Origin of the sequence: Acinetobacter sp. A22 (assembly GCF_030913345.1) — a bacterium.
GTDB lineage: Bacteria > Pseudomonadota > Gammaproteobacteria > Pseudomonadales > Moraxellaceae > Acinetobacter > Acinetobacter junii.
On record NZ_CP133162.1, the window covers coordinates 2,984,449 to 3,005,314 of the forward strand.

Here is a 20,866-nt window from a genome sequence, read left to right on the forward strand (position 1 = left end):
CAGTAAATTGATTTAGATTCAGAATATAGTCCGACAATAATAAAGTGAGTAGACAATGTTTAAACCATTTGAAACTGGAAATGAATCATCTTCGATTTATGATTTGACGCTTGAAAACCAAGTGGACTGCGTCAGTTTGTACGGTAATTTGCAGATTACAAAAGATCAAGTGGGATTAAAAGCGGCTAAAGCTTTACAGCAATTGATCAATGATGTGGTGATCGCTTTAGAAAAAGAACAATTACCTGCACAGATCGAGCGAAAGCCAGAGCAGGAAATAGAGAATCCATTTTTATAATCCAATAAAAAAACAGCCATATAGTGGCTGTTTTTTTATGGAGTGATCATTTAATTTCGGGGTGTAGCAACCACTTTGTATATGAGAGCACCAATAACTGCACCTACAATTGGTGCAATCCAGAATAACTATAATTGACCAAGTGCCGCAGTTTCTGCAAAGAAAGCCACACCCGTACTACGTGCAGGATTCACAGATGTATTCGTCACAGGAATACTGATTAAATGAATTACGGTGAGGGTTAAACCAATTGCAATCGGTGCAAAACCTGCTGGAGCATTTTGATGAGTTGATAATAAAATAGGGGCTTAGGAAGTTAAAGAGGATTGTTACGGAGTAATTTAAGCAAATCGAGATATAAACTACCGTTCCGATGATTGAAGCGATACTCCGTTTCTTTAAGATGCAAATAAAACATCTTTTTGTCAATTCCATTAAACTTGACGAGTCGCTTTTTAGCATATCCCCAGAATGATTCTATGCCGTTAATATGACGCTCCCCGCATGCAAATTCGTTGTCCCCATGATTCACTCTTAAATGTTTGTCAAAACCAATATCAACTAAACCATCATAGCCTCTCCATCCATCTGTATTGATCACAGAATCAAGCTCTATCTGCCCCCGAATAATACCCTGTAGCGTAGCTTTGGAGCAATCAGGCACAATTTCTGTGTATACGTTTCCATCTCTTTTGAGTAGTCCAAGTACAATGGTTTTTCCTGATGCACCACGTCCACGTTTTCCTCGAATACGACGAGCACCAAAGTAGGATTCATCAAGTTCAACGATACCGTTGAAAGGAGATATTTCCTCACATTGAGCCGCAATCTTTTTACGCAACCTGATGTAAATTGTATTGATGGAACGTACAGAAATATTGGTGAGTTTAGCTGTATCTGAAGCAGTTAAATCCATGGCAAAAAAGCGAATGATCTGTCTGAATTTTGCCTCTGTGATTCTTGAACGGGAATAGTATCTATTTTTTGCTTTCATATAAGGAAGTTACCATACTTTTTGATATGCTTAACTTCCTAAGCCCCTTAATTAATAACTAAAAAGACGGCTGTTAGAACGACTTCAATTAAGAACGCTGAAGCTAGAGAAAAGTGATTTGGCGATAACTCTCCATAACCATTGGTTGCGAATCCACCTGTGCCTGCAAAGCTGGCTTGTCCTTGTACAATCATATAAAGAATCAGCGCCGCAAAAGTTGCACCCACAACCTGAGAAATAATATAGGGAGCGAGATCTTTGGCATCAAGACGACCACCCACCCATAAACCGACACTTACTGCAGGGTTAAAATGAGCGCCAGAAATATGTCCAAATGCATAAGCGCCTGTTAAGACAGTAAGGCCAAAAGCGAAAGCCACTCCTAGAAAACCAATTCCGAGTTCTGGAAATGCGGCGGCAAGTACGGCACTTCCACAACCGCCAAACACCAACCAAAACGTTCCGAGAAATTCTGCTAAATATTTGTTCATTGTTATCACCAAATTAATTATAAGAATAAAAGCACCCATTGGATGGATGGTTGATTATTGTGCCTGTGAAATTAATGTGAATTTATAAGCATAGGTCACTGAATCTCGTATAAAGATTGTTTAATTAGTGATCAATTGTAAAATGGTGAGAACATTAATCGTTTTTATAAAGAACTGTAAGTTGTGTTGAGTTTTCGCCATTGTTGAGGAGTTTGTCCTGTCCAAAGTTTAAAAGCACGTTGAAAAGCACTTTGTTCTGAGTAGCAAAGTAATAAAGAGATTTCTTGCAAACTCAGGTGCGGATCTTTTAAGTATTCTGTAGCCAACATAAAGCGGACTTGTTGGACACGCTCCTGAAAGGTTGTGTTTTGCTGCTGTAAATGACGCTGTAATTGTCGTACAGAAAGTCCCAATTTCTCAGCGATAAAATCAATCTGATATTGATTCTTCTGTAAGCCTGTCAAAATTGCATGTTGTAAACGCTGATCTAATTGTGTTGAATTCGGTAGTTTATCTAATAGTGCCTGAGCTTGTTGCAATAACAATTGTTGCAGGGTGTGATCACCTGTTTTTAGTGGTTTGAATGCTTCAGTAATCGGGAGTAAAAGCTGAGTCTTAGGTTGATCAAAACGAACTTTGCAGTGGAAATACTGTTCATACACCGTGAGGTTTTTAGGTGCAGGATTCACAAAATGAACTTCGTGTAAATGGATCATTTCCCCTGACATAAACAATTTAAGGAATTGCACCATCAGTGCTATTGCAATTTCGTCTGTCAGTTGAGTGGGGTGTAGTTCAGGTGCTTCCCAACGAATAGATGCATAGGGTTCATTAAATTCAACAATTAAAGGACTTCCATCATAAATAAGTCGATGAAAATCATGATAGCGTGCTAAAGCTTCACCAAGACTTTCACAAGATAAGGCTAAGTAAGCAATAATCCCTAAATGCTTAGGTTGGACGTATTCCGCAATTTCTAATCCTAAACCGATTTTTGGATGTAGTTGATTCAACTCTTCAAGTAGATCCCGCCAAATGACATAATCAAAGCGTTCAAGGTTTTGAATTTTTTGTAATTGTTCAGGTAAAGCTAGATTTTTAGCTTCACAATAAGTCGCCAGTAAATGCCCCAAGCCACCGTAAACTGATCCTGTATAATTCTTGAGTTGAGACATCCTGTCTATTCCTCTTATTGTCGTGTTTTGTCAATATTAATATATCGTATCGTCAATACTTCGCCTACAAAAATTTATATCTTAAATAAAAAGAAGCACAGTTTAGGAGATCAAAATGATCAAGGGTTTTATCGCTGGTTTAGCGGTTGCAAATGCATTTGAATGGTTCGCACATAAATACGTTTTGCATGGTGTACATCGTCCTGGGCAACCTCGTTATAGCCCTGTACCTAAAAGCATGGAGTCGCATTGGGCGCATCATCGTGAAGTACGTAAACAAGATTTCTCGGATGAATGTTATGTGGAAGGCATTGATCACTGGCGTACGCGTAATGAGTTAATGTCACTTGCTGTAGCCGCAGGTGTGGCCAGTGTTGTGTTCTATCCTTTTTCAAAAGGCATGGCACTTGCAGCAATTTATAGTGCGGGGAATTATTATTATGTTCATCGCCGTGCCCATCTTGAGCCTGATTGGGCGAAGCGCACGATCCCGTGGCACTATGATCACCATATGAACTCGAACCAAGATGCAAATTGGTGTGTTACTCGTCCTTGGTTTGATTATGTGATGGGGACGCGTGTGGTGTCTTCAGCAGATTTGAAAGAAGCTAATCCATTGGGTCTGCCTTTACCTGCACCGATTTCGAAGATATTAACTGAAGCGATTGAATCAGTATTTCCTGCAAAATGGGTAGAGCAGAAACCCAAATTGGTGACCGCCGCTCAGACAGAAGAGATCGAAAAAGTATCGGTTGCATCTTGATATAGCGTGAAGAGGGTATTTTGACAAAACATGATGCTAGTCGCGTGCTTCTGTCGTGAATTGTCAATAAAATTGGTTTTTAATGTCAATATTTTTGCTGAATATCTCGCTAATTTAGCCCAAGCCTTTTTGTTGCTTGATATTTATCCAAATTTATTGTTTTTCGTTTACCCTCTAGCGTTGTATAAACGCATTTCATATACCTTGCTCAGCAAGGTATTTTTTTGACTAAAATTTGCCGAATAAAAAACCTCTCAAGTAATCACATTGAGAGGTTTGGATCTCGCTATTTTTATTGCTTAAAGGCGCATTTCAATGCCTTGCTCAGCTAAATATTTTTTCGCTTCAGGAATCGTATGTTGACCAAAGTGGAAAATGGAAGCGGCAAGTACAGCATCTGCGCCACCTTTCAAAATACCATCTGCCAAATGTTGTATATTTCCTACACCACCTGAAGCAATCGTTGGAATCGTGACACGATCATTGATTTGACGCATTAAAGCGATGTCATAGCCTGCTTTGGTTCCATCGGCATCCATACTGGTAATCAGTAATTCACCTGCACCAAAGTCTGCCATTTTGACAGCCCATTCTATTGCATCAATACCTGTTGGCTTACGTCCACCGTGGGTAAAAATTTCCCACTTATTTTCGCCAGTTTTTTTCGCATCAATTGCAACCACGATACATTGAGCACCAAAACGTTGAGATGCTTCTTGAACGAATTCAGGGTTGAACACCGCTGCCGAGTTGATACTGACTTTGTCTGCACCGGCATTGAGAAGTAAACGGATATCTTCGACTTTACGTACACCACCACCCACGGTGAGAGGAACGAAAACGCTTTCTGCCATACGCTCAACAGTACGGTAAGTCGTATCGCGTCCATGATGGGTAGCAGTAATATCTAAAAAGGTAATTTCATCGGCACCTTGTTCGTTATAACGACGGGCAACTTCTACTGGGTCACCTGCGTCACGAATATCAAGGAATTGAACGCCTTTGACGACTCGACCATTATCAACATCTAAGCAAGGGATAATACGTTTTGCGAGCATAAAATATTCCAAAAAATCGCCAATAAAGAAAGGGGTGCTACACCTTCATGGAGGGAAAGGGTATTCTATCAAACTTCACAGCTATTTTTTGCAGGTTTTCCATGTCGGTTTATACCCCGTTGAGTTTAGAAGATGTTCAAGCTTTTGCTGAACCTTATGGTTTGGTAGTGATTGACCTGATTCCAATCCAAGGCGGTATTCAAAACACCAACTATTTTTTGGTGGATCAAACTCAAAAACATTACGTTCTTACTGTTTTTGAAGAGCTTGATGCTGAAGGAGCTGGTGAGCTTGTTCCCGTACTAGACTGTTTGGGAGATGCAGGGGTTGCCGTTGCTGTACCATTGAAACACCATGGTCAAGCCATTCATAGCATCGCAGATAAACCTGCACAAATTGCCCCACGCTTGATGGGTGAACATCCAGAAGAAGCAACATTATTACAAATCCAAGCGATTGCTCAGGCTCAAGCAAAAATTCATGTGGCGTTGAAAGATTTTCCTTTAAAGCGTGATTTTAATCGTAATCATCAGTATTGGTCAGATGTAGCAGAGCAACTTAGACCCAATATGAATGACGATGATCAATCCCTATTGGATCAAGTTTTTCAGCAATTTGCCAAAATTACACAGCAATATCCTGATCGTCCTGTCGGTTTTATTCATTCTGATCTATTTAGAGACAATACATTATTTGAAGGTGATCAATTACGAGGGATTCTTGATTTTTATGAGTTAAATCAAGATGAATTTTTATTTGATATTGCGATTAGTATCAATGATTTCTGTACTGCTTATCCAAACGCTCATATAGACCAAGCCAAGGCAGAGGCTTTCCTTGCAGCGTATCAAAGCATTCGTCAACTCACAGCTGATGAGCTAGCGTGTTTAAATATTTTCTTGGCAATGGCTGCATGTCGTTTCTGGAGTATGCGTCTCCAAGTTGCACAAAAAAATGCGGAACAGGGTCGTACTGGTGAAGACATTTCACAAAAAGACCCGATGGAAATGCGGATGATGCTGCAAGATCGTTTACAAAAAGTTCAAGCTTAAGGAAAAAGCATGCGAGACCAAGGTCGTTTAGTAGAATGGTTTGATGATAAAGGCTATGGTTTTATTCAACCGAATGATAAGCACAAAGATCGGGTCTTTTTACACATCAAGGACTTTGCTCGCACAGGTCCTCGACCTATTATAGGTTGTGCTTTGGAGTACTTGGTGATCTTAGATGAGCGTGGTCGTTATCGTGCTCAGCAAGTCAGTTATCTAAAAGCAGCCCAAGTATTTGAACATAAGCCTAAACCTTCAGATGCAAAGTCTGCTAAACGTTGGACAGCGATGCAAATTGGCATTGTGATTTATATTGTATTCATGGGCATCGCGAGCTTTAGTAAATTATTACCACCTTATACTTTATTGTTCGTAAGTTTGATGAATGTCTTGAGTTATTGGCTATATTCTCAAGACAAAGAGGCGGCACAATTGGGGAATCGCCGTATTCCTGAGCAAACCTTACATATCGTGGATTCGCTTGGAGGATGGTGTGCAGGTTGGTTAGCACAACAAAAACTGAGACATAAAACACAAAAACAACCGTTTCGTAAGATTTATTTCTGTACCATAGTCTTCCATATATTATTGATATGTTGGTTAATTTCTCCACTCAATGTGTTCTATTGAGGGAGTTCGTTTCCGGAGATAAATAAAATGAATTATTCCGTTGATCAAGACCCGAACCGTACTTTGACTTTGGTCCTTTACGTACTTTATATCATTGCGATTTTTACAGGTGGATTATTGGCAGTGATTGCCTTAATTATTAACTATGTAAAACGTAGCGATGTAAGAGGCTCTATTTTTGAAAGTCATTTTACTTGGCAGATTCGGACATTTTGGTGGTATCTCGCTTGGAATATCATTGCCTTTATTCCATTCTTCTTCTTGTTTTTTACAGGCGATAATCCGAATGCGTTTGCGGGTGTTGCATTATCAGGAACGGTTTTCTGTGTAGCGGTGATTTTTACAGCTTGGGTTTGGATTGTATATCGTGCAATACGTGGCTTGATTGCTCTCAATGACAATAAACCTATGTATCAATGAATTGAGGTGTTGAACCTGAAGAATTGGTATTTATTTGATGCGTTTATATTATGAACCTTTGACTGTTGAGCATGCAGATCTCATTTATTCATATACGCTTGATGATGATCTATATCGTTTTATTCCTGACGTGAAATATCCTGAGCGAGAAGGATTAAGACAACGGTTTAGACAACTCGCCAAAGGTTCAGGCACACTCGAAGAAGTCTGGGTAAATTGGGTGGTTTTTGATGACACAAGTCAACAGCAACCGATTGGTACGCTGCAAGCTACCATTTTCCCTCATAAGCAAACTGCTTACGTTGGCTATATCATTTTTAAGGATTTCTGGAATAAAGGTTATGCAACTCAAGCCTTAAAATGGCTTGAAACCTATTTAAATCAACAATATGCCATATATAATATAGAGGCTTATGTCGATCAAAATAATCATGCATCCAAACGTGTATTGGAAAAATGCCATTTTAAATATAGTGGTTGTGATGGAAGTGATGCTGTTTTTAGTAAAAATCATTTAAACAGGTTGGATCATGATTATTGAGCATGTGCATTTAACAATTAAACCCAATCAAAGTCAGGCATTTGAGGCAGCATTTCAAAAAGCCAAAGCGATTATTTATCCGATGGCAGGATTAAACGCCGTACAGCTGATCAAAAATATTCAAGATGATCATCATTATATCCTGATGATATTTTGGGATCATATTGAAGATCACACAGAAGGGTTTAGAAAGTCTGCTGCTTATCAAGAATGGAAAGCTTTATTACATCCCTTCTATGATCCAATGCCAATCGTTGAATATTATCAACCTCAGATGCTACTGAAGAAGAATGAGCCGCCAATAAAAGAAAAGTAAGCTAAGCATCTTTATTGTTTTGAGGAGAGTTGAGGATTTTGAGTTTGAGCTCACTCACCAAAACACCCAATACCACCAGTAATCCGCCAAATAATGCGAGTAAGGGCAAACGTTCACCTGCAATTCTTCCAATCAGACCTGCCCAAACAGGTTCACCTGCATAAATGATCGCTGCACGACTTGGATCAACCATGCTTTGTGCCCAGTTCATAACAAACTGAATTAAAGCACTGGCGAGCCCCAATCCAGTTGCGATTAATAGGAGAGGCCATGAAAATGCTGGTAGCTGATGTTCACCAACCAAAGGCATACTGGCGAAAGAGAGTAGGGCGGCAACCATAAGTTGAATCACAGTAACGCGTCGTAAATTTACTCGTCCTGCAAAATAACCAATCAAAATAATCTCTAATGCAATCACCAAAGCACAGATCAGGGTAAGTACTTGTCCATAAGAGAGCGTGATATTGGAAAAACCATTTCCTGTCAGTAGGACTAAGCCTGTAAATGCTAATGCTGAGCCGATCCATGTCATGAGTGATGGTGATTTTTGAAAAATAACCCACATGAGAATGGGCACTAAAGGAACATAAAGCGCAGTAAGAAAAGCCGATTCGCTACTTAAAATACTTTGTAGACCAATTGTTTGTGTGCCATAACCAATCGCAATCATGATGCCGATGGCAGTTCCAGCCAGTGTTTCTTTGAGCGTTAAACCCGACATGGATTTTAATGAAAGTAGGAAAATTACAGCCGCAGCAACTGCAAAACGACAACCGACAAAAAACATCGGTGTACTAAAGTTGAGTGCATATTGCACGGCTAGAAAAGTCCCACCCCAAATCATGGTGATAAAAATCAATGCAAATTGTGCTGCTCTAGGTGATTGCGAGAAAGCTGTCAAAACCAAATTCCAAATCTACGTGCAATATACTGCACATGTTGCATTAATTTATGCATTTGTGCAATATATTGCGCATAATCAAATGAGAGTGAAACTGCATGAATCATCCTGATGCGGTCTTGCAATATGTAGGGCAGAATATTCGATTTTATCGAAACCAGCATCTACTGAGTCAGCAAGAGCTGGCAGTGCGGGCTGGTGTGAGTCGACGTACCATTGCATCTTTAGAAACAGGAATGGTAAATATTAGTCTGACCAAACTGGATGCAATCGCAAATGCTTTAGATGTGAATTTCAAGCAACTTGTGACAGCACCAGAGTTTGTGGATTCTGCGATTGTTAGGACTTTGGCGTGGCAGGGCACTCATCTTGAGAGTCAGGCAACTTTACAGGCATCCATCCCTGCACGTACTCAAGTCGAATTATGGACATGGACATTGGCTGTTGGAGAGACCTATGTTGCTGAACCTGATCAACAAGGGTGGCAGGAGTTGATCTATGTTATTGAAGGTGAACTGAGTCTAGAATTTGCTTCTAGAACACATTTAGTTGCAGCAGGTACATCGTTTTTATTTGATAGTTCTGTTCCTTATCGCTATAGCAATCAAGGTACTGACATACTCCGCTTTATTCGAAATGTGATTTATTGATCTAAAAAAGCCAAACACGAAAGTTTGGCTTTTTTATGCTTAATGGAGTCAGTCTGTTGAACTAAATTGCATCAAACTGATGTTTAGTATGTGTTCCATATTTATCAATCATGATTGAGCTGGCTTCATTCAACCCACGTACCGTGACATTGACTCCACTTCTTTGGAACTTATTCACCACAGAATCTAGCATTGCCACTGAAGTTACATCCCAAATATGTGAATGAGTTAAATCAATAATGACCTTAGAAATTGGTTCTTGGAAATTAAAACCCTGCATGAATTTTTCTGAGGAGCTGAAAAAGATTTGACCTTTTAAATCGTAGACTCGTGCATCATTTTCTATATAGCTTTCAACACGAATATCATTTTCTAATTTATTGGCAAGGAATAAAGCGGATAGTAATACACCTGTGAGTACACCGAGTGCCAAGTTATGGGTTGCTACAACCACAATGACAGTGGCAATCATAACCACGTTGCTACTTTGGGGATTAGATTTAAAACCTGTCAGTGATTTCCACTCAAATGTGCTGATCGAGACCATAATCATCACGGCAACCAATGCTGCCATAGGAATAACTTTGAGCCAGTCACTAATAAAGACGACTAAGATCAGCAAAAATACGCCTGCTGAAAATGTTGATAATCGGGTTAGACCACCTGATTTTACATTAATCATGGATTGACCAATCATGGCACACCCCGCCATCCCACCCATAAAACCAGATGCGATATTAGCTATCCCTTGACCTTTACATTCCTGGAATTTATCACTTGGTGTATCGGTCATTTCATCGATAATCGTGGCTGTCATCATGGATTCAAGTAAGCCCACAGCTGCGAGTGCAATCGAATAAGGTAAAATGATTTGTAGCGTTTCTAGGTTAAGAGGAATATCGGGTAATAAGAATACAGGCAGTGTATCTGGCAATTCACCCATATCTCCCACAGTGCGAATATCAATTCCGAAACCTACTGCGATCAGGCTAATAACGATAATACAGACCAAAGGAGAGGGAATAAGTTTTCCAATTTTAGGGAGTAAAGGGAAGAGATAAATAATGGCTAAACCCAAGCCAACTAATGCATATACATGCCATGTTACATTGATCAATTCAGGTAATTGCGCCATAAAAATGAGGATAGCAAGCGCGTTGACGAAGCCAATCACCACAGATTTAGAAACAAATCGCATGAGTTTTGCGAGTTTTAAATAGCCCGCCAGAATTTGCAGTACACCTGTTAATAATGTTGCTGCAAGTAGATATTGTAATCCATGTTCTTTCACCAGACTTGCCATGACCAAAGCCATTGCGCCAGTCGCTGCTGAAATCATGGCAGGACGCCCACCAACAAAAGAAATCACGACTGCAATACAGAAGGACGCATATAAACCAACTTTGGGATCAACCCCCGCGATGATAGAAAATGCAATCGCCTCAGGAATCAGCGCTAAGCCGACCACAAGACCCGCCAGCACATCGGCACGGATATTAGAGAACCATTGTTCTCGTACATTGGAAAACATAGAAATAGCCTATTTTTGAAAAATATTTTAAAGGCTAGTGATGTGATATAAAAATGCACACGACTACACCACATCACTAGACAGTGATGAGTTATTTACAAGAGGGGGCTGTAAAAACTAGGGTGGCGTAAGTGACATTATAGAATTGAAGATCGAGATAAAAATCAGGATGAGGATAACATTTAAGCGAAAAAAGCTCTAGCCATTATTCAAATCGCTAGAGCTAAACACAATTAAAGTGATTGTTCATCCAGTAAAAGTTGAGCTTCACGAAGGCTTAAAGTGCCCTCATAAATTGCTCGACCTGTGATAGCACCTAAAATACCTGATTGACCTTTCAAGTTGCGTACATCATCAAGATTGGTGACACCACCAGATGCAATAACAGGTAATCCTGAATATTGAGCTAAGTGAACAGTTTGCTCAACGTTGACACCTTGCATCATGCCATCACGTGCAATATCAGTGTAGACGATGCTAGATACACCAGCGTCAGCGAAACGTTTAGCAAGATCTGTCGCTTTAACATCAGTGACATTTGCCCAACCGTCAGTTGCAACCATGCCATTGATCGCATCGATACCAACAATAATATGACCTGCAAACTGTTTACATGCTTCTTCAACAAACTCAGGTTCTTTGACTGCTTTGGTACCGATAATGACAAACGATACGCCAGCATCTAAGTAGTGCTCGATGGTTTCAAGTGAACGGATGCCACCACCAATTTGGATTGGTAATTCAGGTTGTGCTCGCGCAATAGCTTCAACCACTGGTTTGTGAATTGGCGTACCAGCGAAAGCACCATTTAAATCAACTAAATGTAAACGACGTGCGCCTTCATCAACCCAATGTTGTGCAGTTGCCACAGGATCATCAGAGAAAACAGTATCGTCTTCCATGCGTCCTTGTTTTAAACGTACACATTTACCATCTTTCAGGTCAATTGCAGGGATGATTAGCATGCTTTCGCTCCTAGCTTCATCGTAAATTAAAATTGGCTACATATTAACAAAGTATTGATCAATCTCTAAGTCTTGGATTGAGAACCTGTGAGTATTTTTTCGATTTGTTGTTGAAGTGGTGACGTGAAACTTTGATGCTGGTAGAGATATTCAAAAATAATACGCGCGGCATAAGCATCTGCCGCAGCATAATTGATTTGTTGAGGGCTGAGTTGTTTAACAGACCAGTTAGAGGTGCTAATTTTTTTACTTTTAGGAAAATAACGCTGAAATAACAAAGCAATTGCCGTTTGTACACCGACTTGGGTGTTATATCCAAAATTTGAAAAGCATTTTGCTAAATCAATCAGACCGTTTGGATGAATCCCTTTGCGTCTAAAACCACTGGCATCATTTTTTAAACCAAAACCAACTTTGAGTTGTTGTTCATTTTCTAAAATAGGTTTTAAGAAAGCCAATATTTCTGGATTCACCTGAAAAAGATAAGCATTTTCTAAGCTAGACAACTGGATAAGGTGAGGGCCTGTTGATTTTTCACCGACTTTGAAGGTCGGTTTGGATTCTGTATCAAAGCCGAACACTTGCACAAATTTAAGCTCAGCTTCAATTTGTAAACACTGATTAAGTGTATGGATGACATAAATTCGATCTGGATTTAAGTTTTGAAATGCAGGGAAGGTGCGTATTTGTTCTTTGCTTAAAAGCGCAGTTTGTTGTTGCATTTCCATGAAATGAGCTCAAATCGTTTCACTCAGCTTAAACCGTTTTGATCAAATGAAAAAGCCAAGTTTTCCCACTTGGCTTTGAAAAATAGACTTGGTTTATTCTGCATATCTATTCATTTGTTCCATCTGGAGCTGTTGGCTTTTTTGAATATAGTTTTGGTAAGCAGGAATTGCGGATGCTGCTATGGCTAAAATGCAGAGTGGAAGGATAATAATGTATATCCAAGCTAAGACTTTTTCCCAACCCTGAGTAATACGAGGTGAGCCATAGTTATTTGTATTTTCATCACCCTTTGCACAACTCAAGTAAATAAAAAATAAGAAATTGATGAAAGGAATAATCATCACTAATGACAACCAACCTGTTTGATTTCGATCATGTAAACGGCGGATTGAGAAAATAAAGCTGAAGTAGATCATTGCAATATAAACAATGATAAAGAGTCCACCAAATACATACATCGATGAACTTGTCGTTGAAGGACTCAAAGCTGGAACAAAAAACGCTGCGATAATACCCAAAATGAATACGAAGACCACGAGTAACATATTCCAGCCTAAGTAAGAAAGTCTGCCAAAACGCCCATTTGCACTAAAACCTGAATCATTTGTTTGAAGCTGAGAAGACATATTATTTTCCTGTAGTCTCTGATTTTTAAATTTAATTTTGAAATTATCTGTTGTTTGATTTTTATTCAAAGTGTTTGCATGATATGCAAAAAATAATGAGAAATAAATAGATAAGGCAATTAAAAAAATAAAGCCAATTTAAAATTGGCTTTATTATCAGGAGCTAAACTTGTTCAAATGCTTAGATTTTCCATTCCACAAAGTTTTTTAACAACTGTAAACCAGCAGTATGACTTTTCTCTGGATGGAATTGGGTCGCGAATAAATTGTCTTTGTGAATCGCTGTGCAGAAGTTCACACCATAATCACAAGTTGCCGCTGTAACTGTAGAATCTTTTGGTTCGACATAGTAGCTATGTACGAAATAAAAACGAGCATCTTGCTCGATGTTGTTCCACATTGGATGACTTGGATCAAGTTGATGTACTTGGTTCCAACCCATGTGCGGAACTTTTAAATTCGGAATTTCAGGGAAGTGTTTGACCACACCCTCAAAAATACCCAAAGCTTCTACGCCACCATTCTCTTCAGAGCTTTGTAGCAATGCTTGCATGCCAACACAAATCGCGAGTACAGGTTTGTTAAAAGCCGCTTGACGAACGACTTCATCAATTCCTGCCTCATGCATGCCTTGCATACAGTCACGCATGGCACCTACGCCTGGGAACACGATTTTATCCGCTTTGGCAATCAGCTTAGGATCGTTAGTCACATCAACTGTTGCACCTACATGCTCTAGCGCTTTGGCTGCTGAGTGTAAGTTGCCCATGCCATAATCAAGTAAAGCAATACGCGTCATTACAAGCTACCTTTCGTTGATGCAATCATGCCTTCGGCACGAGGATCAACCTCACATGCCATACGTAAAGCACGTGCCAAAGCTTTGAATACACTTTCGATCTGGTGATGGCTATTTTTGCCTTTTAAATTGTCGATATGTAAGGTCATCAACGCATGGTTGACAAAACCTTGGAAAAATTCTGAAAATAAATCGACATCGAATGTTCCGATACGGGCACGTGTGAATGGAATATCCATAAACAAGCCTGGACGACCAGAGAGATCAACGACAACACGAGAGAGTGCTTCATCGAGTGGTGCATAAAAATGACCGTAACGACGTAAGCCTTTTTTATCGCCTAAAGCTTGTGCAAAGGCTTGTCCCAAGGTGATTCCACAGTCTTCGACGGTATGGTGATCATCGATTTCCAAGTCACCATCGCAATGAATATCGATATCAAATAGACCATGGCGCTTGATTTGATCAATCATATGGTCTAAAAATGGAACTCCAGTGTTGAGTGTGCCTTGACCAGTACCATCGAGATTGAGACGAACTCGAATTTTTGTTTCGTTGGTATTTCTTACCACTTCACTGATACGTTGCGTCATGGACACGTTCCTCAAAAAACGTCAAAAATGATTGAATTAAAAACCAAAGTTTCGCTGTGACGAAAAAGTGACAGCATCATAGTTTGCTCAGGAGGGTTAATCAATGCCTATTACCGTACATGCTTACAGTTCACTAGAAAATCTAGGAATTCGTACCCAGCTAGAGCGACTTTATGACACCAGTCCAGAGTTTGGTGATGGGCAAGATGCAATGCAGCAACTTGAACAAGATCTACAGCAATATACCACAGTTTATACCGCTGAATTTAACACCAAAATTATAGGTGCAATCTGGGTCACAGGACAAGGTGAAAGCCGTGTTTTGGAATATATTGTTGTACATCCATCCAATCGCGGTCGCGGTGTGGCAGAACGCCTCGTTGAGGAAGTTTGCCGTATCGAAGAAGAGCAGGGCGTAAAACAGTTTGAACCTGGATGTGGCGCGATTCATCGTTGTCTATCACATCTTGGAAAAATCTAATCGCGAGCTAAATATAGGGTCTAATTGGAGTTAAATTAAACACTTAATCTAAAAATCCTTAAATTAACTTGACGGATTTTGACAAACATTGTTTAATACGCCCACTTTGGCGCGATAGCTCAGTAGGTAGAGCAACGGATTGAAAATCCGTGTGTCCCCAGTTCGATCCTGGGTCACGCCACCATAGATTCGAAATTTCAATCCCTGATCCCATCAGGGATTTTTTTTATCTGGACTTTTTTGCCTGAAAAATGGGCAATCAAATCAAAAGCTCAGGATAATTGTTGACTATTTGCTGTAGATACGGCTTAATACACGCCATTGGCGCGATAGCTCAGTAGGTAGAGCAACGGATTGAAAATCCGTGTGTCCCCAGTTCGATCCTGGGTCACGCCACCATATTCAAAAACCCCAAACATCAGTTTGGGGTTTTTTTATGGGTTAAATTATGCGTAATTCATATTTAAGTCTTTCTAAGTTCTATATTAAAAACTCTTTATGAAAAAAAAGAATATGCATCTCAATTTTACTTAGTTATATGAATAAAAGAAAAACAATATACTTGCAAATATATTATTTTTGTTGAATATAAGTTATGCAAAAGTTTATCGGGGTAGCTCTTCCAGTTGTTCTTTTATCGGGTATAGCACAGCACGCATCTGCGACAACGGGCTATTTTATGCATGGTTATGGCGTGAAAGCCCAAGGTCAAGCTGGTGCCTCTATAGCTGCATTTAACGATGCGCTCACTATAGCGAGTAATCCATCAGGTTTGAACTGGATTGATAGCCGTGTGGATGTTGGTGCGACTCTATTTAATCCTAAACGCTCTGCTGCGATTGAGGGGAACTTAGCAGGTGCTAATGGACAATACAGCGGTAATGGTCGTGAATACTTTGTACTGCCTGAATTTGCGATCAATAAGAAAGTAAATGATAGCGTTGCTTTAGGCTTAGCGATTTATGGCAATGGTGGTATGAATACGACCTATAAACGTAATCCTTATGCTGCATTTGGTAATACAGGCGAAGCGGGTGTTGATTTATCTCAGGTATTTGTCTCTCCAACGGTTGCATGGCGCTATAGTGAAAATCAATCAATCGGGATTGCGACAAATTTTCTATATCAACGTTTTGAAGCGAAAGGAATTTCTGGTTTTGCCCCATTTTCAAATGATGGAAAAAATCTAAGCAATAAAGGTAAAGACTCTGCTACAGGGATTGGGGTGCGAGTGGGCTGGAGTGCGAAATTAAATGATGTCGTTACTGTCGGAGCAAACTATGCGTCAAAAATTGATGCAGATAAATTTGATAAGTATCGCGGTTTATTTGCTGAATCGGGTGATTTTGATGTTCCTGAGAGTTATGGGGTTGGAGCGAGCTTCAAGTTAACCCCTGCTTTGACTGTATTAGCGGATATACAGCGAATCAATTATTCGGATGTTGATTCGGTCGGTAATCCTTTTAGTTTAGCTTCTGTGATGCAGGGGAATACTTTCGGATCAGAAAAGGGACAGGGTTTCGGTTGGAAAGATATTAACGTCTATAAGTTGGGAGCAAGCTATCAAGTCAATCCACAACTCACAATGCGTGCTGGTTATAGCCATAATGATCAGCCTATCCCACAAGATCAGACTTTCTTAAATATTCTAGCACCAGGTGTGATTAAAGATCATATTAGTCTAGGTGCGACGTGGGATATTGACCGAGCGCAAGAGTTAAGTGTTGCCTATACCTATGGTTTAAAAGAAACCGTAAAAGGCAATCAATCGATCCCGACAGCATTTGGTGGGGGTGAGGCAAATCTAGAAATGGATCAACATATCTTAGGTATATCTTACGGTGTGAAGTTCTAAATAGAAAAAGGCTGAATCAACAGATTCAGCCTTTTATTTGCTACAAAGGAAATTTAAGCTGTTTTAGCTAAAGAACCGTTCGATAGCATATGACCTGTTTCTTCAAAATTTGCATGCCATGACAATGCTTCACGAAGAATATGAGGCGTATGTCCACCACGCTCACATGAACGATCAAAATAATCGTTTAATGCTGCTTGGTAGAGTGGGTGTACACAATTATCGATAATCACACGTGCACGCTCACGCGGCGCTAAACCACGAAGGTCAGCCAAGCCTTGTTCTGTCACTAGAATATCAACATCATGTTCACAGTGATCAACATGGCTCACCATCGGCACGATCGAAGAAATATCTCCACCTTTTGCGATTGACTTGGTGACAAAGATTGCTAAGTGCGCATTACGTGCGAAATCACCTGAGCCACCGATACCATTCATCATCTTGGTACCACAAACGTGAGTTGAGTTCACATTGCCATAAATATCAAATTCAAGGGCAGTGTTGATTCCAATAATACCTAAGCGACGCACAATTTCAGGGTGATTTGAAATTTCTTGTGGACGTAAGACCAATTTATCTTTGTAGTGCTCTAGATTGCCAAATACACGCTCGCCACACTGAGCTGAAAGTGTAATTGAGCTACCAGAAGCAAACTTCATTTTGCCTGCATCGATCAACTCAAACGTACAGTCTTGAAGTACTTCAGAGTACATCACAAGATCTTCGAAGTTTGAATCTTTCAAACCAGTGAGAACAGCGTTTGCAATAGAACCAATACCCGCTTGTAAAGGACCTAAGTTTTTCGCTAAACGACCAGCAGCAACTTCTTTCTCAAAAAATGCAATCAAATGATTCGCAATGCCTTGAGTCTCATCATCTGGCGCTGTCACTGTTGAAGGTGAGTCAGCTGTATCGTTGAACACGATGCCGACGATTTTTGCAGGATCGATTGGAATCGCAGTAGAGCCGATACGATCATCCACTTGAGTTAAAGGCAGCGGTGTACGCGTTGGACGATAGGTTGGGATGTAAATATCGTGTAAGCCTTCAAAGTTTTCGCTGAGTGATGTGTTGATTTCTACAATCACTTTTTCAGCGAAAATTGCAAAGCTTGCCGAGTTACCAACGGATGTTGTTGGAACAATGTGACCATCTTCAGTGATTGCGACCGCTTCAATCACAGCTACATCTGGACGTTTGAGCTGCTGATTACGCATTTGTTCAACGGTTTCAGATAAATGTTGGTCAATAAACATCACTTCGCCGTTATTAATTGCACGACGTAAGGTATTGTCAACTTGGAATGGCATGCGGCGCGCAAGTACACCTGCTTCCGTCAGTTGTTTGTCTAAGTCATTTCCGAGACTTGCACCAGTAATTAACGTGATTTTTAACGGATTTTTTTTGGCTTGTTCAACCAGTGCTTGAGGAACGGCTTTCGCTTCTCCTGCACGAGTAAATCCGCTCATACCAACCGTCATATCATTTTCAATAAAGCGAGCAGCCTGTTCTGCACTCATCACTTTGTCGTGTAGAGACGCAAGGCGAATACGACTTAAAGACATCATCCATTCTCAATATTGCTTTTTCATTAGATATGGATTTTAGCGCTAAAAAAGCAAAAGGGAATTGGACTACGGCTAAGGTCTAATATGTGAAATAGAAGATGATTTGCGAGCAAAAATACGAGACATTTTTGATTGATCTTGTATTGAATTAGAAGTGTTCACTAAGTGTTTGTTTAATCTTGCTAATCGTATTTTTCTCAGTCTCTTCAACATGAGGAGTCACGATTGGTAAAGAGATCACAACTTCTAAACCACCTTGCTCACGATTGCGAATGCTAATTTTACCCTGATGAATATCCACAATACGTTTTACGATTGCAAGGCCAAGTCCGCTACCTTGAACAGTGCGCGCTGAATTACCACGTACAAAGGGTTGCATGAGTTCTTCAACTTGATCGGGTGGAATGCCTTCACCATGATCAGCAACAGTGATGAGGATGTGTTCGTCTACATGGCTTGCAGAAAGTTCAATCGGTTCGGCACCATAGCGTTTCGCATTATTGATTAAATTGGCGATCAGACGCTTTAAAGAGAGACTACGAGCAGGAATAATAGGTAAATCCTGCATTTCAAAACGTATATCTAATGGTTTGAATTGAATGACAAGTTCTTGCAGCAACGTGTTGATATTGGTATCAGTGAGTTCTTCATCCGATCCATCACGCATGTACGAAATGAATTGATTAAGAATCGCATCCATATCATCAACATCATAAATTAGACCTTCACGAAAGAATTCATCGGGTAGCATTTCTGCAGTGAGACGAATACGCGTCAATGGTGTGCGCAAATCGTGGGAAATCCCAGCCAACATAATTTGACGGTCTCGCTCAGTTTGTTCAAGCGTATAAACCATATGGTTAAAAGCTTGGTTCACCTGACGAATTTCTAAAGGCCCGTGATTAGTATCTAAATAAGGTGCTTTACCTGTTTTACTATAACTATTGGCGGCATTTTGTAATCGACGCAATGGACGATTCATTTGGCGAACCAAGGTTAGAATAATAATTGAAGATAAGATCGGTACACCAAATAACCATGTTGCAATCAGTTCAACACTGTAATTGGTATAGGTTTTTAGTGGTTCACGCACCCAGTTACCATTCATCTCTGGAGTTTGAATCCAGATACGAGGAATTGGTTTAAATTTAAAATAAACGGTGACGTTATCAACACCTAACTCTTTGGCAAGTTTGGCTTCGATTTCATCAGTAAATAATTCAGCTAGAAATTTGTCTTCAATCTTTGGAAATTCTTTCGGATCAGTGATGTATTCGATACCAATACGGTTTTTTAACCATGTATCAATATCGACTTCTGTATCACGATGCAAAATTCGAATATCAGGATTATTGACCAGCTCTAATTCAATTGCGAGATAGCGTGCATGTTGTTGTAACTCTGGCAAATACAAAGTTCGCCAGAAGAACCACAAAGACATAAATAAGCTGAAGAATACGGTGAACAGTACCAAAATAGTGGTACGCATCGCAGCGGAACGTGGTTTGATCTTATCTAAGAAACGTTCCCACTTGGTACGTGGTCGTTCAGAGTAAGATACAAACTCAGTAAAAGTTTGAGGGTCAATGGGTTCCAGTTTCAACGTTGAAATTCCTGAACTTACTCAGCACCATCTGGAACAAAAACATAGCCTACACCCCAAACGGTTTGAATATAACGAGCGCGGGCAGGGTTGTCTTCGATTAAACGGCGTAAACGAGACACTTGAACATCAATCGAACGCTCCATTGCACCCCATTCACGACCACGTGCTAAATTCATCAATTTATCGCGGGTCAAAGGTTCACGTGGATGTTGAACCAAGGCTTTTAATACAGCGAATTCACCAGTCGTCAAAGTCACGACTTGACCTTCACGAGTAAGTGTACGAGTTGAAAGATCTAAAGACCATGGTCCAAAGCTAACAACTTCAACTTGTTGGCTCGGTGCACCTGGTACTTCACGCACTTGGCGACGTAATACAGCACGAATACGAGCTAAAAGTTCATTTGGGTTAAATGGTTTCGGTAAATAATCGTCTGCGCCAGCTTCCAAACCTGCAATGCGATCAGAGTCACTTCCACGTGCCGTCAACATGATAATTGGAGTGTCAATATTAGATTGACGTAATCTGCGACAAATATTTAAGCCATCTTCGACAGGAAGCATGAAATCAAGAACGATCAACGAAAACAATTCACGTTGTAATAAACGATCCATTTGTGTCGCGTCATGAGCAGTTTTGACTACAAAACCTTTATCTTCTAAAAATCGTTGCAAAAGCGTACGCAAACGCACATCGTCATCGACCACTAAAATGCGTTCGACTCGGTCTGTCTCATGGTGTACGGTTTCCGTCGATTCAGCAGGTACAACTAAACTCATGATGTGCTCCTTTATCGTTTATTGTCATCGTAATTATGCAATGTC

General features: G+C 40.1%; 23 protein-coding genes, 2 tRNA genes and 2 pseudogenes. 12 read left to right on the forward strand and 15 right to left on the reverse strand.

All coding sequences use genetic code 11. The features are described from left to right. Positions 1 to 55 precede the first annotated feature (55 nt). Positions 56 to 298, forward strand: coding sequence for a hypothetical protein (locus Q9Q86_RS14470; protein ID WP_112986783.1), 243 nt, complete (start codon positions 56 to 58; stop codon positions 296 to 298). Positions 299 to 348: 50 nt separating this feature from the next. On the opposite strand, the pseudogene Q9Q86_RS14475 reads toward Q9Q86_RS14470, so the two are convergent. The 4 genes and pseudogenes from Q9Q86_RS14475 to Q9Q86_RS14490 form a co-directional block, all read right to left on the reverse strand. After that, positions 349 to 582, reverse strand: a pseudogene (locus tag Q9Q86_RS14475) (aquaporin); the annotation flags it as partial. Positions 583 to 614: 32 nt separating this feature from the next. Beyond that, positions 615 to 1,292, reverse strand: a complete 678-nt coding sequence (locus Q9Q86_RS14480) for an IS1595-like element ISAju1 family transposase (RefSeq protein WP_308150314.1) — start codon at positions 1,290 to 1,292, stop codon at positions 615 to 617. A gap of 53 nt (positions 1,293 to 1,345) precedes the next feature. Then, a pseudogene (locus tag Q9Q86_RS14485) lies at positions 1,346 to 1,783 on the reverse strand (aquaporin); the annotation flags it as partial. A gap of 164 nt (positions 1,784 to 1,947) precedes the next feature. Continuing rightward, positions 1,948 to 2,958 carry an AraC family transcriptional regulator gene (locus Q9Q86_RS14490; protein ID WP_112987018.1) on the reverse strand — a complete coding sequence of 337 codons (1,011 nt, stop codon included), beginning with the start codon at positions 2,956 to 2,958 and terminating at the stop codon, positions 1,948 to 1,950. A 115-nt stretch (positions 2,959 to 3,073) separates the two neighbouring features. Between Q9Q86_RS14490 and Q9Q86_RS14495 the strand changes: the two genes are divergently transcribed. Continuing rightward, positions 3,074 to 3,721 (forward strand): sterol desaturase family protein, encoded by a 648-nt coding sequence (locus Q9Q86_RS14495; protein WP_075696016.1) that lies wholly within the window; start codon positions 3,074 to 3,076, stop codon positions 3,719 to 3,721. Between the two features lie 299 nt (positions 3,722 to 4,020). Here the strand turns inward: Q9Q86_RS14495 and hisF are convergent, their stop codons facing one another. Next, positions 4,021 to 4,779, reverse strand: coding sequence for an imidazole glycerol phosphate synthase subunit HisF (gene hisF, locus Q9Q86_RS14500; protein WP_112987019.1), 759 nt, complete (start codon positions 4,777 to 4,779; stop codon positions 4,021 to 4,023). 101 nt (positions 4,780 to 4,880) lie between these two features. Here hisF and Q9Q86_RS14505 point away from each other — a divergent pair, with 101 nt between their 5' ends. Genes Q9Q86_RS14505 through Q9Q86_RS14525 form a run of 5 tightly spaced genes read left to right on the forward strand, consistent with a single transcriptional unit; the run spans position 4,881 to position 7,735 of the window. Further along, positions 4,881 to 5,831: a homoserine kinase gene (locus Q9Q86_RS14505; protein WP_112987020.1), complete on the forward strand. Its 951-nt coding sequence runs from the start codon at positions 4,881 to 4,883 to the stop codon at positions 5,829 to 5,831. A 9-nt stretch (positions 5,832 to 5,840) separates the two neighbouring features. Further along, complete coding sequence (locus tag Q9Q86_RS14510; protein WP_112987021.1) at positions 5,841 to 6,458, forward strand: DUF1294 domain-containing protein; 618 nt, start codon at positions 5,841 to 5,843, stop codon at positions 6,456 to 6,458. A 27-nt stretch (positions 6,459 to 6,485) separates the two neighbouring features. Beyond that, positions 6,486 to 6,878 (forward strand): hypothetical protein, encoded by a 393-nt coding sequence (locus Q9Q86_RS14515; RefSeq protein WP_112987022.1) that lies wholly within the window; start codon positions 6,486 to 6,488, stop codon positions 6,876 to 6,878. 37 nt (positions 6,879 to 6,915) lie between these two features. Then, positions 6,916 to 7,419 (forward strand): GNAT family N-acetyltransferase, encoded by a 504-nt coding sequence (locus Q9Q86_RS14520; RefSeq protein ID WP_005403363.1) that lies wholly within the window; start codon positions 6,916 to 6,918, stop codon positions 7,417 to 7,419. Further along, positions 7,409 to 7,735, forward strand: a complete 327-nt coding sequence (locus tag Q9Q86_RS14525) for an antibiotic biosynthesis monooxygenase (RefSeq protein ID WP_112987023.1) — start codon at positions 7,409 to 7,411, stop codon at positions 7,733 to 7,735. The genes Q9Q86_RS14520 and Q9Q86_RS14525 overlap by 11 nt, the downstream gene beginning before the upstream one ends. Position 7,736: 1 nt before the next feature. Here the strand turns inward: Q9Q86_RS14525 and Q9Q86_RS14530 are convergent, their stop codons facing one another. Continuing rightward, positions 7,737 to 8,579 (reverse strand): DMT family transporter, encoded by an 843-nt coding sequence (locus Q9Q86_RS14530; RefSeq protein ID WP_234857326.1) that lies wholly within the window; start codon positions 8,577 to 8,579, stop codon positions 7,737 to 7,739. Between the two features lie 155 nt (positions 8,580 to 8,734). Here Q9Q86_RS14530 and Q9Q86_RS14535 point away from each other — a divergent pair, with 155 nt between their 5' ends. Then, a complete protein-coding gene (locus Q9Q86_RS14535; protein ID WP_112987024.1) occupies positions 8,735 to 9,286 on the forward strand; it encodes a helix-turn-helix domain-containing protein in 552 nt (183 codons plus the stop codon). 61 nt (positions 9,287 to 9,347) lie between these two features. Here the strand turns inward: Q9Q86_RS14535 and Q9Q86_RS14540 are convergent, their stop codons facing one another. The 6 genes from Q9Q86_RS14540 to hisB form a co-directional block, all read right to left on the reverse strand. Beyond that, positions 9,348 to 10,817, reverse strand: coding sequence for a SulP family inorganic anion transporter (locus Q9Q86_RS14540; protein WP_112987025.1), 1,470 nt, complete (start codon positions 10,815 to 10,817; stop codon positions 9,348 to 9,350). 233 nt (positions 10,818 to 11,050) lie between these two features. Then, a complete protein-coding gene (gene hisA, locus Q9Q86_RS14545) occupies positions 11,051 to 11,782 on the reverse strand; it encodes a 1-(5-phosphoribosyl)-5-[(5-phosphoribosylamino)methylideneamino]imidazole-4-carboxamide isomerase (protein ID WP_004909768.1) in 732 nt (243 codons plus the stop codon). A 65-nt stretch (positions 11,783 to 11,847) separates the two neighbouring features. Continuing rightward, a complete protein-coding gene (locus tag Q9Q86_RS14550) occupies positions 11,848 to 12,510 on the reverse strand; it encodes a 3'-5' exonuclease (RefSeq protein ID WP_112987026.1) in 663 nt (220 codons plus the stop codon). A gap of 93 nt (positions 12,511 to 12,603) precedes the next feature. Next, positions 12,604 to 13,137: a DUF805 domain-containing protein gene (locus tag Q9Q86_RS14555; protein ID WP_004964695.1), complete on the reverse strand. Its 534-nt coding sequence runs from the start codon at positions 13,135 to 13,137 to the stop codon at positions 12,604 to 12,606. A 181-nt stretch (positions 13,138 to 13,318) separates the two neighbouring features. Beyond that, a complete protein-coding gene (gene hisH, locus Q9Q86_RS14560) occupies positions 13,319 to 13,936 on the reverse strand; it encodes an imidazole glycerol phosphate synthase subunit HisH (RefSeq protein WP_042893150.1) in 618 nt (205 codons plus the stop codon). Beyond that, positions 13,936 to 14,529 (reverse strand): imidazoleglycerol-phosphate dehydratase HisB, encoded by a 594-nt coding sequence (gene hisB / locus Q9Q86_RS14565; protein WP_004877928.1) that lies wholly within the window; start codon positions 14,527 to 14,529, stop codon positions 13,936 to 13,938. The genes hisH and hisB overlap by 1 nt, the downstream gene beginning before the upstream one ends. A 103-nt stretch (positions 14,530 to 14,632) precedes the next feature. On the opposite strand from hisB, the gene Q9Q86_RS14570 reads away from it, so the two are divergent. The 4 genes from Q9Q86_RS14570 to Q9Q86_RS14585 all read left to right on the forward strand — a co-directional run bounded on the left by Q9Q86_RS14570 (position 14,633) and on the right by Q9Q86_RS14585 (position 16,865). Next, the gene (locus Q9Q86_RS14570; RefSeq protein WP_004909759.1) at positions 14,633 to 15,010 is read left to right on the forward strand and encodes a GNAT family N-acetyltransferase; all 378 of its coding nucleotides are present in this window, start codon (positions 14,633 to 14,635) and stop codon (positions 15,008 to 15,010) included. 108 nt (positions 15,011 to 15,118) lie between these two features. Next, positions 15,119 to 15,194 (forward strand) — tRNA-Phe (locus Q9Q86_RS14575). Positions 15,195 to 15,333: 139 nt separating this feature from the next. Continuing rightward, positions 15,334 to 15,409 (forward strand) — tRNA-Phe (locus Q9Q86_RS14580). Positions 15,410 to 15,605: 196 nt separating this feature from the next. Continuing rightward, the gene (locus Q9Q86_RS14585) at positions 15,606 to 16,865 is read left to right on the forward strand and encodes an OmpP1/FadL family transporter (RefSeq protein WP_112987242.1); all 1,260 of its coding nucleotides are present in this window, start codon (positions 15,606 to 15,608) and stop codon (positions 16,863 to 16,865) included. 53 nt (positions 16,866 to 16,918) lie between these two features. Here the strand turns inward: Q9Q86_RS14585 and Q9Q86_RS14590 are convergent, their stop codons facing one another. From Q9Q86_RS14590 to ompR, 3 genes are all read right to left on the reverse strand, one after another. Continuing rightward, positions 16,919 to 18,433, reverse strand: a complete 1,515-nt coding sequence (locus Q9Q86_RS14590) for an acetyl-CoA hydrolase/transferase family protein (protein ID WP_004964686.1) — start codon at positions 18,431 to 18,433, stop codon at positions 16,919 to 16,921. 151 nt (positions 18,434 to 18,584) lie between these two features. Continuing rightward, on the reverse strand, positions 18,585 to 20,039 hold the full coding sequence (locus Q9Q86_RS14595) for an ATP-binding protein (RefSeq protein ID WP_004964683.1): 1,455 nt from the start codon (positions 20,037 to 20,039) through the stop codon (positions 18,585 to 18,587). A gap of 17 nt (positions 20,040 to 20,056) precedes the next feature. Next, positions 20,057 to 20,821: a two-component system response regulator OmpR gene (gene ompR, locus Q9Q86_RS14600; RefSeq protein ID WP_112987243.1), complete on the reverse strand. Its 765-nt coding sequence runs from the start codon at positions 20,819 to 20,821 to the stop codon at positions 20,057 to 20,059. Positions 20,822 to 20,866 lie beyond the last annotated feature (45 nt).